The organism is Legionella resiliens (assembly GCF_021344005.1).
GTDB classification, from domain to species: Bacteria; Pseudomonadota; Gammaproteobacteria; order Legionellales; family Legionellaceae; genus Legionella; species Legionella resiliens.
In genome coordinates this window covers 107,723-121,003 of record NZ_JAJTND010000005.1, presented here as the reverse complement: position 1 = coordinate 121,003, position 13,281 = coordinate 107,723, and the positions used below count along the sequence as shown (strand labels likewise).

The following is a 13,281-nucleotide window of genomic DNA, read 5'->3' as shown; positions in this document are numbered from 1 at the left end:
AATTAATCTTTTCAACTTAGGCATTGGTATGAAAAAAATTGGTGTTATTGAACGTGTGGGCTCTCTCACTCCCAAAAAATTTCACTCCCAGTATGTTTTACAGAATAATCCAGTGATTATCCAAGATGCTGTTGCTTTCTGGCGAGCATACAAATTATGGTCTCTCGATTATTTTGCAAAAACAATTGGTGAAATTAAAGTTCGTTATTATATTTCTCAATCTAACTTGTATCCTGATCTCAGCTTTATCGAGGAAGATAGGCTGGATCAAAAAGCATTTTTTAGCGAAGGAACGCTGGTGCATTTTATTGCTCTGCTAAAAAAAGCAAAGAATGTATTTCTTGCAGGAGACGAATTATCGCTTTTCGATAAAAAAAAATACAATCAAAAACTTAATATTTTAGAGCAAGATTTTGAAATTCCATTATTAATTGATAGAAATAAACTTCATAGTGGTGGACTATGGATTTCTCCTAAAAACATTGTATCGTGGTTGCATTATGATCAAAATGGTTGTCATAATTTGAATGCTCAAATTAAAGGTGCCAAAGACATTTTTTTATTTCCTCCTTTTAAGGTACAAAACTATTATCTGAATTTATACAGTAGAAATGGAATAGCAAACTTCAGCCAAGTAAATATTTTAAATCCGGATTACATTCGGTTTCCTCTATACCGTAATGCTGTTTATTTAGAGGGTAGATTAGATGAAGGAGAGATTTTATTTATTCCTGCCTATTGGTTGCACAGCTTTAAACATCTTGGCGACATCAATATTAATTTGAATTTTTGGTGGGATGAAGACGAATCGACTAAGGTCTCTAATTCATTATTAATCAGGGAAAAATTCATGGTTGCAGTCAAAAAAACTTTATCTGGAGGGGAAGATAAATCCCTTCTTACTCAATTAGAAAAAGAAGATAACTCCATTCAGGAATTAATAAGAGATATTGAACTAAACATCTTATCCTCTTAAACAAATCGAATTTAAAATAGGTTTTGTACAGGAGAACTTATGTTTAGAACTAATATTTACAGTAAGAGAGTCAAATTTTAAAGTTTTTTCATAATAGAAAAAAATTTTTATTTACTCTCTAACCTGTAAAAATTATGGATTAACTATCGAGACACCCAAAACCAAGAACTCGACCTTCTTCTTGTGCAGTTATTTGAGTTGAATCTGCACCAGCAATTGAAACCTCATCTAATTCAACAAATTCAATTTCTGTGGTGTTTTGAAGTTCATCGCGTATTTCGTCTTTCATATTAACTCCTTAATTGCATTTTACCCATAAAGCTTAGATAAGCTTTTCCCTTTTTATTTTAGTATAATTTACGAAAATTGCTGCAGCAATAGCTCATATAAAATTTAATATAATTGGAAACTCTATTATTATCATATGAATGGATATCTCTACTTTTTTTAGCTATATTCAAATAAAGTTAAAGGAGGATTTCCATTTGAGTTCCCTCACATTTTTTCAACTGGGTACAATTTTATATGAAACAATAAATAGACCAGGTACGAATTTTTTTGATTTAGCTCCGATTTTCAGCAATTTAACCAGAACAGATATCATTTCTCTGATTAATAGTTTTTTAATAGAAATAACTGCTAATGATAAAATTACTGATGAAAATAAAATATACTTTTATCAGCAGCCTGGCTTGCATTTATTAATGCGTTTTACTCACCACAAATCATCCTCCAATACCTTATCTGCAAGTGAGGTTGATGCTATTGTGATGAATTTATCAGAAGTGGAATTAAATATACCGTTGTATCATTGTAATTTACAGCGGGAGCGCTTATATGAGAAACCCAATTCTCTTAAGCGAGAAGAAGACTTGATTCTCCCTTCATACAAACCAGTTTGTTTACCGGCATTCTCCTCAATTGCTGATTTTTACAATGCGTCACATAATGCACCTTTACTTATTGTGCATTCAGATAAAAAAGCAAGAACCACTTGGGTTTTTAATCAGGAGACTTTAGATCCCATTCGACGGATTAGTACTGATGTACGTGCCTCAAGAATTCGATTAATTTTAGAATTATTTCAGGCCATGCAGGTTGTTAAGGGAATCAAACCTCTTTTAAAAAAACTGATTTTGTCCGATTATGATGCGAACGTTCGCTGGGAAGCGATGAAATACTACTATAAAATTAATGGTAGGGGTGCATTACCTTTATTGCGACAGATTGCAAGCCAGGATAAAGATCCTGAAATAAAGAGAGCGTCCCAAAAAACATTAGCATTAATGGGGGAATGAGCATGGCGGAAACATTTTACCCTAATGTAAAAAAACCCATTTCATTAGAGACATTTATTAAGTTTATTGAAAATAATCCCATAATAGAAGCACTGAAGTCCTCGGAGTACAAACCGGGATATTTAGAAACAATTGCTCAGAAATTGGCACAACTCGCGCTTAATAAAACTTTTTTAGTAAAAAAACTAGGTAGCGAATTAAAAAATTTTGAAACGTTTCAAACCGGTAATCAATTCAAACCATCAACGATTATAATTCATAGAAGTACTAATTACGTGATAAGAGCAGTAATTTGGATGCCTCTATCTGATCGTAATCAAGCTAAAGTTTTTTCATATTTCGAACCACATGATCATAACTTTGATTTTTTTACGGTAAACTACTTTGGGCCTGGATATAAGACACGAATTTATCAGTATGACTATGATCTAGTAAAAGGAATACCGGGAGAAGAGATCAACTTACCGTTTATAGAGGAATGTTATTTAACCCAGGATAAGGTTATGTATTATTATGGTAGTTCTGATGCTCATATCCAGTATCCTCCGGAATCCATAACGGTTTCACTAAATCTCATTCTGCCCAAAACGTATCCAGCCAAACGCCGCCAATACGAATTCGAATTACTAGAAAAAAATGGGAAAGCCAAAATAATTTTGGGTAACCTTGATCGCTTGACTCAAATGCGCACTTTAATTGATACAGCAATTAAGTTAGGGGATAAAAATAGTTTGGTTCTCATTCGCAAAATTGCGATGACACATTCCAATGAACAAATGAGGGCAATCGCGTGGAAAGCAATCTTGGCAAATTATCCGGATAAATCTGTTTTGGCTTTGGCGCTTGAGGACCATAGTGAATACGTGAAAGCGTCTCTTGCGGAATTTATTAAGGACTAAATAATACTGCCTTCTGAATAGGTGAGTTACCTGTTCATAGAAAAATACCCATATAAATGAATTGACTAAGTAGCTCCAACTATTATTTCTCGGGGGAAACTTTTTGTGCCCGGGTAGTTAAGGACATAATTTACAAGGTGTGCGAGCTCCTTGGGTGGAATGGTATTTTTTTCATTTGCCTCAGAAATTGTGAGCTGCCCTGGAGCAATGGTACACACTTTAACTCCTTGCTCTCTAACTTCTTCAAATAATGCTCCGGAAAAGCCGAAAATTCCATGTTTTGTGGCACAATAAGTGGAAGCTCCAGGGATATATTCCCGCCCTGCAATGGATGCAATATTAATAATTATACCGTGTTTACTCGCGATTAAGTAAGGTAAGGCTAATCGAGTAATCATGATTAACGAGACTAGATTTGTTTGAATCGTATCTTTTATAACCGGAAGGGGTGTATTAATAAAATCTTCAAAATTAAAACACGCTGCGTTATTAATAAGGACGTCTAAGCCTTTAAAATGATTAATTACTCCTTGAATGATCGACTCAGCTGCCTCAGGAAAAGAGAGGTCATGAGCAACAGTGATAACGTCACTTTTATCCAATGACTTGGCTAACTCATCCAAACGATTTTGATTTCTACCATGGAGCGCTATTTTGTTATCGGAAGTATTTAATAATTTGGATATTTCTCTGCCAAGCCTACCTGTTGAGCCAGTTAATAGAATCTTCATTATAAATCCCTATAAAATTAGAATACATGCCAAAAAATTTTTAATTAACATTATTATCTCCATCAATACCGGTCAATAAATGAAAGGAATAAAACGATAGTGAACACGTTTGGTATATTTAATGTAATGGTTTGAAAACTCTTTTGTGAGTGCTTTCTCTTCTAGCATGGAGCGTATGATCAGCAGGATGGTTAAACACAACGTAAACAACAAACCATACCAGGAACCAAGTAATAAAGGTATGCCGATAAAATAGAGTATAGAGCCAGAATACATGGGATGACGCACATAGTGATATGGACCTGTAGTCACGATTTTATGTTCCCTCTCTTTTTGAATTTTTACTACAGGGGAGGCATAAGAGTTCTCTTTAAATACCAAATAAAAAATATAGAATCCTATTATCATTAGAATTGCTCCCACAACTTTGACAAAAACAGGAACAAAATTTCCCTGGGAATAAGCCACATCAAAGGCAATTAAGGGTAGCCAAGTTATTTGCAGGATTGAGAATAGTACCATAATTACTTTGTCCCATTTTTTTTGGCCTCGTTGAATAACGAAGGATCGCCTTTCATTTAATAACTCCGGATCATGTTTCGCCAGCCAAAAACCAATGAATAGTTCAAAGCCTCCCTGAAGAAGAAGAAAGATCCATGCGCTTGGCCAATTAATAGTGCCTACAGGTAGAAAAAGAAATAACGCCATAATGAATAACGTAATCAATGTATGAATAATTAATTTCAATATCACAGCCAATTTTCCCTAATTTCAATTTGAACTTGAAGAATACGTTACCTGCTTGTTACAGCCTAATACTTTAAACGAGATACTTACAAATAGTATCAATGCTAAAGGAAGATTCAAGCTTGAGAGGAAAATTTGGAACATTATTTAAACGTATTCAGCAAAGAAGTGTCCAGCAACAAGCCTGGCTGTTTCAACCAGGCTTGATGATAGTTAGCACCCCTGTTTGCAAAACAACTCGACTTACGCAAAAGGATTATTGTGATTATGCTCAAGGAATGAGGAAGTTAGGGTTTGCATTATCACAGACATTTCCTTGTATTGTGAACTCCTAATTCTTAAAAATGTATCGTATTTTCCAGAATCATGCAATGCGAGGTGAAATGAACTTATAGGGTAAAAATAGATGTTCACCCATGAAATAAAAATTAAGTCAATTTGTAAAAATTGTGCAAATTACCCAATAAGCTCGCTTTTATTTTTTTATTTAATATATTATTTAATGAACTAAGTTGAGTGGATATGATTTTATGGCTAAAACTCTTGAAGAATTAAAAAAACTCATCAATGAACAAGAGGCAGCATTACTCATTAGAGCGCAACGGCAACAATTAAGCTTTATGGAGCAACAGGCGTTTGAAAAGCTGCGAATAAGACTAACCGATGAAGAAGGAATGAATGAACTTCCTTCAGTAGATCTATTGCAAAAAATGTATATGAAACCTAGCCAATCATTTGAAGTCCAATACGCAAATAAGGAAGCGATTGCTCAGATATTTGCAAATTTTGAATTGCAATTTGGCAAGGAAAATATTCATGATGATTGCCTCCAGTTCCCCGATAATTCAAAAGCAGACGCTTTTTTTCGTCAGCAGGCAAATGACGGTCATGTATTTTTATTTAAACAAGAAAATAGCGATAATTATGCTTTTTCTGATGGTAAAGGCCATTACAAAATGGGGAGTAAGGGGGATATTATCTCTTATTGCAAGAAAAACTCACTGGAATTGCCACACTATTTTAATACAGAATTATCTAATGAACGGGATAGTTCACCTTCAATAATGCACCAATAAAATTGGAAGTGTTAACCTGTTAAATGCTTAATAGCCAGCCACGCTTGCATCACTCTAAAGCTCAATTTATTATTTTTCCACCCGCATCTTGTATATGCCTTATCATATAGTGTTGAATTTCTTCATTAACACCTGCAAGAGGAAAGATCGAAAATTGAGATTTTGAGTAAAACAATAAATAATAGTCAGAAAATCGCCAAACTGATTCAATTGATGACCAAGGAAGAGTAACTGAGCCTCTACCTGATGAAAAGGTGAAATTATCTTCGGAAGCCAAGAATAGAGCATCAGGATGTCCCATTTTCTTGAATTTGTTTATAGAATTTCGATAATGAACGAGATACAGCGTAATCGCTATAGCAACAGAAAAAAAGAGTATCGCCCCAAGTGCACCAGTAATCCAAGAATAATCTTCATTAGCCATTAGGAATATAAAATATCCCATTAATGCTAACCAAGTCAGGATCATTAAAGGTCCAACGGTTTTATACCAAAAACTAAAAATTGCTTTACGAATAAGGCTGGTTGAGTAGATTAATTCAGTTTGATGCATAGGTTTCCTGTAAGGGAAGAGGGCGCTAGCAAATTATATATGTAGAAACTTAACCAATTTTGTTAAGCATTTCAATTTTATGAACCTCAAAAAACGCTAGCCAAAGGAGGTAAATAGGTAAGAAAAAATACAGTTTGAGCTATATCAAAGTATATCTGTTGCTGCATATCAGTTAAAGAAATGGTTACGATATTCCCTCAACGAAATCAGACACGAGCCAACAAAAATTTAAACAGGTATCTGGCTAACCTTAATTTACCTTGAATAAGTCTGGTGTTCTACTAAAAATTCATGGGCAATTTCTGAGGGATTTATTTTTTTACATCTTCTATTTTAAAGTAAACTTTAATTAGAAGTTCCTATTCTTTCAATCCAATTCATTACAGTAAGCGTGGCTTAAGAATAGGGTTGAAATTTACAAGATGCAATGAACAATACAATTACTATTTTGCTCGATTTAGAGAAATGGCTGATGAAAACAGCCATTTCACTTAAGAGATACCTTGTCATTAGAGAGTATTTTCAATTGTATTTCCTGATGAAAGCATTGCGGTGATTTTAGAGCTCTCGCTAGATGAAGGATAATATGAAGAATGAAAAGAATAATGGTCATCTTTTTGTCTTCTTAAAGCAGTTTGATATAACGTAGTTAAATCTTGCGTTTCTGTACGTTTTTGTGCAATTTTTACTTCTGTTGTCACGGTCTTATCTGCTCCATTTTTTATCAATACTTCAATCATTTCGGCTTTTCTACGATTGGTTGTAATTGCCGCAACCGCCAATGGAGTTGGCTCAGATAAGGTTAATTCATTATCATAACCTCCATTATAATGAACAGTAGCTTTTCCTTTTTTGGCTTGATAGTTGACGTCGGCACCTTTTTCTATCATAAGCGCCATAATTTCAGGGGCTTTTGCTAGTGTAGATTGGGCAGCGTAATGAAGCGGAGAGAGAGCACCCTCTTTATTCTTAGGTTTAAGACTTGCTCCTTTTTCAATGAGAAGTTTGGCAATATCATAAACTTCCTCGCCCCCTTGTTTTTCTAAATATAAACTCGAGTTAGGGGAGGATAAGAGGTATTCCAAAACCGTTTGATCAAAATAAGATTGGACCTCATTGACATCACAACCATGTTCTTCGATTAAACAACGGAGCACGTTAAGCTTTAATGTGTTCGACATGTTTTGGGCATCAAGAACCGTAATAAGGGGGTTTTTAGCTCGTTGTTCTCTGCTACTAAGGTCATATTTTCCATCTAAATAGGTTCCTTGCTTCACTTCAAAGGCTATATATTGCTCTTCTCTTGCTAAAGCGCCCGTTTGTATCATGCTAGTAATATCACTGTTAGCCTGGTCAGTTGCTTCTTTTTGCACTGAGACAAATAATTCATTGAATTTGCTTATAAACCAACTGAACCAATCCATCGAATCGTGTTTGGAGTTAATATTTTTATGACATGCATCGACAAGAACGGAAGCCTTTCTTCCGATTTCATTTATCATTTCGCTATCTTCCAGGAGATGACAGTCAAGCTCTGATGTGCCCATTTTATCTAAGATAACACCTGTATTACTTTGGCGTGCCGAGATTTTTTCTTGTCCTTCTAAGACTTCGTTATCGGGCTCTTTAGATGATTCAAGAAGTTTTTTAAATTTATTGATAAGCTGGGTTATCCATGATTCGGTAATTTGAATATCAGTAGCAGCATAATTAGAAATTGTTACCCCTTGATTGTACAATTTTCGAATATTTGTATAAAGTTGTTGGTTTTGCTGCATCAGTTCAGCAAGTGTTTCGATTGTAGTTTCATCTGCTTTAAAAGGTTTAAATTCCGCTATTTCAACAGATGGTCTATTTTTAATAACAATCTCTTTAAGACTTTGGTGCGTATTTATCAATAATTGATTATTTTGTAAGGAAGAATCAAAACGCTTTTTAACAATCTTATTTAAGCGCAGAGTATCCTGAGAGTCACCTAATCGTGTTTGAGCAAAGCGTGCAAGTGCAAGAAAACCTTTAGCATCAAAAGTATATTCATCTGACTCTAATAGGGCTAAGACTGCGTCTAAAGCTTCTTTGTCTGAATTAAAATCCAGGCCATAACGATCATACAAATCGCCACTGTGTAACAATCCATTTTTATTAGGCAGACTATATTGAAGTTGATGAGCTTCAGCAAAACCTTCAAGTGTTTCAAGTCGATGACTGTGAAGTCTTAATTTATATTGACCACCATAAAAATTTCCTTCCTCTTTTATTTCCAACTCAAAGGGGTGTGCATTTTTTAAAGCGTAAACCTTAGTTCTCATAGCAATTAGTTTCTGTTGTTAATAATATGCTCATTATACGCTTTTTTTAATCGAGTGTAAAAAATCATGAAACTTAACTGAGCGATAAAAAATAATAAAGTGGTGGGTATGGGTGAAGTACACGCAGGGGATTCGGGGAGCCCTTTTAGAGACTTTGGTATTGAAGTCATGCCACAGCTTGCAAAAGCAGGGGCTACGCATTTAGCCATTGAAGCACCGGATGACAGGGGAGTAGACTCATTTAATAAAACGGGAGTACTCAATCCAAAGGCACTCCCTGAATTACTTCAAGATAACAATTACATTGGTCTTCTTCAATTAGTCAGAAACTCGGGGTTACAAATAATCACCGTGGATAATGGAGATCCTGATTCACCAGTATCTCGAAATCAACAAATGGTAGATAAGATAGCGAATATATTGAAACAAAATGCTAATGCGAAAATAGTTTTTTGGGTAGGTTCCACTCATCTTAAAATCCTTGGTAAACCAGACGAGTTTTCAGCGGGCTATCTGCTCCATAAAATGTATCCTAATGAGATGGTTTCTATCTATGGTGATATGGATTGGCTTGATATTCCATCAGCACTTGTACACGCCAGCAAGGGAGCAAAAACTCCCATTGCTTTGTCCCCGGTTCAAGCAAAAAGCATAGGTGATTTGCCTGCAGGCGCTTCGGGTTACCATTTGAAGAACTTTGACTTAATTATTACGTTTCCCAAAAAGTAAGATGAGCAAGGTAGGAAGTGCCAGAACTTTTGAATTCCCGTAAGCAAGGTCGGGCCAAGTCCCGACCATTTGCTCCTAAAGGGAGTACTAAATTTGGGGTTTCAAATATGAAGAACTCCTATTTATAACTACCTATCGTGCCTAAATCAAAACGATATACTACTCCAATATTAGCCATGTGTGCCTGGAGGTTTTTGCCCCAATTACTATTATCGGTCGTTGCTAAATAGCGATATGCAGCATTAATTGCAAAATTTTCTCGAAAATTATAAGTCAACCCTGCAGTTCCTTGATAAGTAAAGGAATTTTGGTCTACATTAAAATGAGGGCGTTTGAAGCGGCTTGTACTGTTTAAAGTAGCGTGCATAAAGGCATAGCCGATACCTACTCCAAGAAAGGGAGAAATTTTAGCCAACTTTTCAGGAAAATCATAATAAAGATTGGCCATAAGGATATTTGCTTTAGTACCTCCATCGATATCCAGTGCTGGTCTGTGATTTACACTATACTGATTTGTATCCACATATAAGTAAGTATATTGAAATTCATAACGAATAGGATTACTTTGGTATCCAAGGCCGCCACCAGCATTATAGCCCCAACGATAATGCACATCGGAGAGGAAGAAGAAATCATAATAAAGCCTTTCTACATTAGAAGGTGAATAAGTGTAGCCGCCAAAGCCGGTGGCATACCAGCCATTAACTGTGGATGAGGCAGCGCTTCCTGCGGCTAATAACGCAGTAGTAAGTAATGCAAGTTTCATGACATTCCTTTGTTATTTTTTTGTAGATTATGTTATCGAGTTAAATAAAATTTGCAATCCTTTTATCTCTAAAACGTCAGTTCGAAGTTATTGGTTTATAAGTTGGTTTCGCTTCTCGGCTTCTTTGCGGACTCAAAATTCAAGATATTGATATTTTTTACCCTGGATTTTATTAACTTGACGGCGCCTATTTATGTTATGATTCTTGTTATTAGTGCGCCAATTTTTCTAATAAAAAAAATATGATTAGATTTTCAACCCAATTAGATAAAGAATTTTTCTCGTCTCCGCCAGATCCAGCACATATTTTTTATGCAGGAAAAACAGCCGTTAATTGTGAAGCGGATTCTTTTTCTGTGAACTCTTTATCTACTTTTAACCAACTACTGGCGCGAGAAGAAGAAACCATTTTTCGCTTTTTAGTAGATACAGCAGGTAAGTTGTGGTTCGCTTTTGAAACTCGCCCTCATAATAAAGCACCGAAACATTTCCAAATGACTGGTGATCCTTTAGAGACTGCATGCTGCTTGACGGCAGGAAATATAAAATTTAAAGATAAAGCAGGGGCTGTTTTAAAAAATATCAGCCACCGCAGTGGCGACTTTCACCCTTCATTCCTTTCACTACGCTGGCTAATGGCAATACTTCTTCTCAATGAAGAATTGCTTCCTTTTAAGTTGCCTAAGCTCATTGTTATAAAAGAGATAAAGAATAAAAAAATTTATAAACATATATGGCGTCTAAAAAGGATCAAAAAATGGTTGGACAGTTTTCGTCACAATGAAACGCTTATAAATCAATTACGCCAGGCAAACCTAAGCAGCAAAACAGTACATTATGAAGCAACAAGCTGCATTGCTGAACCTAACTTTACTTTGTTGGCGGGAAAAGAACACAAGGAGCCTTGTACAACATAACGCGCCCATAAATTAAATCAATATAAAAAAATGTATTTCATAAATACTCGCACTGTGTTAATGCCCCTGTTTTTTTCTGTTGCAAAGCGGGCATTCAGTATAATTGTCATATTTTAAAGTGGATTCTTTCTGACTCAACAATGGCGCATTCCAAGAAATACCTCTCCGCCTTTTAAATTTATAATAATGGGTTCAGTTAACCTTGAACAAAGTAGACTCTTTTGGTTCAAACAACCTTTATAATATTTTGAATGGACCCCTGATTAACACCCTAGCTTAAACTAATACATATTTGATTTTAAAGGAAAAATTATTTATATATTAATATCTTATTTTTTGAAGGAAATTAAAGTATGAATAAAAGGAATCCCTTTATCATTGGATGTATTTTGTTATTTGTATTTAATCTTTCAGGTTTTGCTCATGGTGTGATAGAAAGCCCTCCATCTCGCGAGCAATTTTGTGGGGTAGAAAGTAAACCTGATGAAATTTATAAAGATAAAATGACGCATGAGAAATGCCGTCCCATTATGACGAAAGAAGATGGATCTTTAGATAATAGTGTATACAACTTTATGGCTGTACTTACACATACCATTGGCCGTTCCAATAAGCCTATGGACCAATTGCCTACTCATGTTTGTGGTTTTAATTCTGAAATGTGGGGCGGTGGAAAAACGCCTTGGGATAATGCAATTGATTGGCCTACTACTCTGATTGGTAGTGGGGAACAAAAATTTATATGGAACATTTCTTGGGGTAATCACTTTGGTGATACAGAGGAGTTTGTTTACTGGATAACCAAGTCCGATTTTCAATTTGATCCCAACAAGGAATTAACTTGGGACGATTTTGAATCCACTCCATTTTGTAAACTTAACTATAATGATCAATCTCCAAATGCTAATCCCAATGTGATACCAGATAAAGTGAACAATCGATTTACCACTTTATGTAATGTACCGGTGCGGCAAAATCGAGCGGTGATTTATGGCGAGTGGGGGAGAAATAAATCAACTTATGAACGCTTTCATTCATGTATGGATGTTGTGTTTTCAACGGATAATACACCCAGTATTAAGGCAGTGATCAATCCATTACCTACGCAAATATCAGGTTCTGCAGAACTGGAGTTGGACGGTAGTAATTCAGTGGGTACCAATTTAAGTTACAGCTGGTCTATTGATGCAGATAATTTAGCAGCTTATCAATTAACCGATAGCCAAAATGCCAAAGCACATTTAACTATTGCTAATATTAATGCGCAACAACCTGTCACTGTGAATTTAACAATTAAACAAGGCGATGCGGTTGACCACTCAAGTATCGAGTTCACTCACTTACCCGCTATCAGTTCAAGCTGGCAATTAGTTGGAAAGGCCACTGTTGCTACAACATTAAAGCCTGGAGATGGGGTTCAGTTACGATTAATTGATAATGCAGGAAAAGATTATTTCATACCTACTGCTCCAATTATATTGGATGAAAATACTGCGAAACCTGAAAATTGGGCTTACACATTAGCGCAAGCTACAAATGCAGGTAATAATTTCTCAGCTAAGATTGGAGTACTTGCTGCCGATAACAAAACAGTAGAACCTGTTCGATCTCCTTTGGAAAATCGAATCTACGTACCTGTAACAAGCAGCATTACGAACGGGTATATCCATGTAATATCGGGTAATAACCCTGGGCAAACGTGTACGGCAATCCGCATGGAGGGTTCAAGCACTTATTGGCTTGGCTATGATGTTTATACCGATAAAGCTCCCTTCGTGTTGAATTTTAGTGCTACAGGAATCGATCTCACTAAAATCATCATAGCACCGGGTGTTTTTAGCAATATCCAAGTGCTCGATAAAGATAATTTGCTGATTAACATAAAACCAGATTGGGTTTCCAAAACTGTTCCAGGGTACATAGGATTTCATGGTCCTAATTATGGAAGCTATGACCCCTTTAACAATCCTACTCCAGCAAACTGTCAAACTAATTTGTTCTCTAAATAGCTCAACCGCCCAAATGGCTGCTATTGCAGTCATTTGGGCGTTTTTTGCATGATTTAATTTGATGGTGTGTTTGTAAGGTTGGGTCATTTTGACCTGAGGGATCGTCAGTTTTTTGATGAGAAACCTCCACTAATTTTTTCGCCTACGTACCGCGCTTTATGTGCGGTATCCAGGATCTTGCTATAGAAATGCTCAGCGGCATCTTAAAATATCGTTCTGGATACCGCGCATAAAGCGCGGTACGTAGAGAAATTTATGCAGTACGTAGAGA

Annotated in this window: 14 protein-coding genes; 8 read left to right on the top strand and 6 right to left on the bottom strand. The window is 35.7% G+C overall.

The annotated features are described in order from the left end of the window. Positions 1-28: 28 nt before the first annotated feature. Complete coding sequence (locus tag LXO92_RS13160) at positions 29-976, top strand: cupin-like domain-containing protein (RefSeq protein WP_232891143.1); 948 nt, start codon at positions 29-31, stop codon at positions 974-976. Positions 977-1,115: 139 nt separating this feature from the next. Here LXO92_RS13160 and LXO92_RS13155 read toward each other — a convergent pair whose 3' ends face one another. Further along, the gene (locus tag LXO92_RS13155; protein ID WP_182350004.1) at positions 1,116-1,265 is read right to left on the bottom strand and encodes a hypothetical protein; all 150 of its coding nucleotides are present in this window, start codon (positions 1,263-1,265) and stop codon (positions 1,116-1,118) included. 196 nt (positions 1,266-1,461) lie between these two features. On the opposite strand from LXO92_RS13155, the gene LXO92_RS13150 reads away from it, so the two are divergent. Both LXO92_RS13150 and LXO92_RS13145 read left to right on the top strand, forming a co-directional pair. Continuing rightward, complete coding sequence (locus LXO92_RS13150; protein WP_182350003.1) at positions 1,462-2,274, top strand: HEAT repeat domain-containing protein; 813 nt, start codon at positions 1,462-1,464, stop codon at positions 2,272-2,274. Between the two features lie 2 nt (positions 2,275-2,276). Next, a complete protein-coding gene (locus tag LXO92_RS13145; RefSeq protein WP_232891142.1) occupies positions 2,277-3,173 on the top strand; it encodes a HEAT repeat domain-containing protein in 897 nt (298 codons plus the stop codon). Positions 3,174-3,238: 65 nt separating this feature from the next. Here the strand turns inward: LXO92_RS13145 and LXO92_RS13140 are convergent, their stop codons facing one another. Beyond that, positions 3,239-3,904, bottom strand: a complete 666-nt coding sequence (locus tag LXO92_RS13140) for an SDR family NAD(P)-dependent oxidoreductase (RefSeq protein WP_232891141.1) — start codon at positions 3,902-3,904, stop codon at positions 3,239-3,241. Positions 3,905-3,976: 72 nt separating this feature from the next. Further along, a complete protein-coding gene (locus LXO92_RS13135) occupies positions 3,977-4,657 on the bottom strand; it encodes a methyltransferase family protein (protein ID WP_182350001.1) in 681 nt (226 codons plus the stop codon). 116 nt (positions 4,658-4,773) lie between these two features. Between LXO92_RS13135 and LXO92_RS13130 the strand changes: the two genes are divergently transcribed. Both LXO92_RS13130 and LXO92_RS13125 read left to right on the top strand, forming a co-directional pair. Next, positions 4,774-4,986: a hypothetical protein gene (locus LXO92_RS13130; protein WP_232891140.1), complete on the top strand. Its 213-nt coding sequence runs from the start codon at positions 4,774-4,776 to the stop codon at positions 4,984-4,986. A 195-nt stretch (positions 4,987-5,181) separates the two neighbouring features. Next, the gene (locus tag LXO92_RS13125; RefSeq protein ID WP_232891139.1) at positions 5,182-5,727 is read left to right on the top strand and encodes a hypothetical protein; all 546 of its coding nucleotides are present in this window, start codon (positions 5,182-5,184) and stop codon (positions 5,725-5,727) included. A gap of 61 nt (positions 5,728-5,788) precedes the next feature. Here LXO92_RS13125 and LXO92_RS13120 read toward each other — a convergent pair whose 3' ends face one another. Together LXO92_RS13120 and LXO92_RS13115 are read right to left on the bottom strand one after the other, a co-directional pair. Further along, positions 5,789-6,280 carry a YcxB family protein gene (locus LXO92_RS13120; protein WP_232891138.1) on the bottom strand — a complete coding sequence of 164 codons (492 nt, stop codon included), beginning with the start codon at positions 6,278-6,280 and terminating at the stop codon, positions 5,789-5,791. Between the two features lie 509 nt (positions 6,281-6,789). Beyond that, complete coding sequence (locus LXO92_RS13115) at positions 6,790-8,589, bottom strand: ankyrin repeat domain-containing protein (RefSeq protein WP_232891137.1); 1,800 nt, start codon at positions 8,587-8,589, stop codon at positions 6,790-6,792. 108 nt (positions 8,590-8,697) lie between these two features. Between LXO92_RS13115 and LXO92_RS13110 the strand changes: the two genes are divergently transcribed. After that, positions 8,698-9,318: a TraB/GumN family protein gene (locus LXO92_RS13110; protein WP_232891136.1), complete on the top strand. Its 621-nt coding sequence runs from the start codon at positions 8,698-8,700 to the stop codon at positions 9,316-9,318. A gap of 118 nt (positions 9,319-9,436) precedes the next feature. On the opposite strand, the gene LXO92_RS13105 is transcribed toward LXO92_RS13110, so the two are convergent. Continuing rightward, positions 9,437-10,084, bottom strand: a complete 648-nt coding sequence (locus LXO92_RS13105; RefSeq protein WP_182349995.1) for an outer membrane protein — start codon at positions 10,082-10,084, stop codon at positions 9,437-9,439. A gap of 242 nt (positions 10,085-10,326) precedes the next feature. Between LXO92_RS13105 and LXO92_RS13100 the strand changes: the two genes are divergently transcribed. Then, the gene (locus tag LXO92_RS13100; RefSeq protein WP_232891135.1) at positions 10,327-11,001 is read left to right on the top strand and encodes a hypothetical protein; all 675 of its coding nucleotides are present in this window, start codon (positions 10,327-10,329) and stop codon (positions 10,999-11,001) included. A gap of 353 nt (positions 11,002-11,354) precedes the next feature. Next, complete coding sequence (locus LXO92_RS13095; RefSeq protein ID WP_182349994.1) at positions 11,355-13,010, top strand: lytic polysaccharide monooxygenase; 1,656 nt, start codon at positions 11,355-11,357, stop codon at positions 13,008-13,010. The last annotated feature ends 271 nt before the right edge of the window (positions 13,011-13,281 follow it).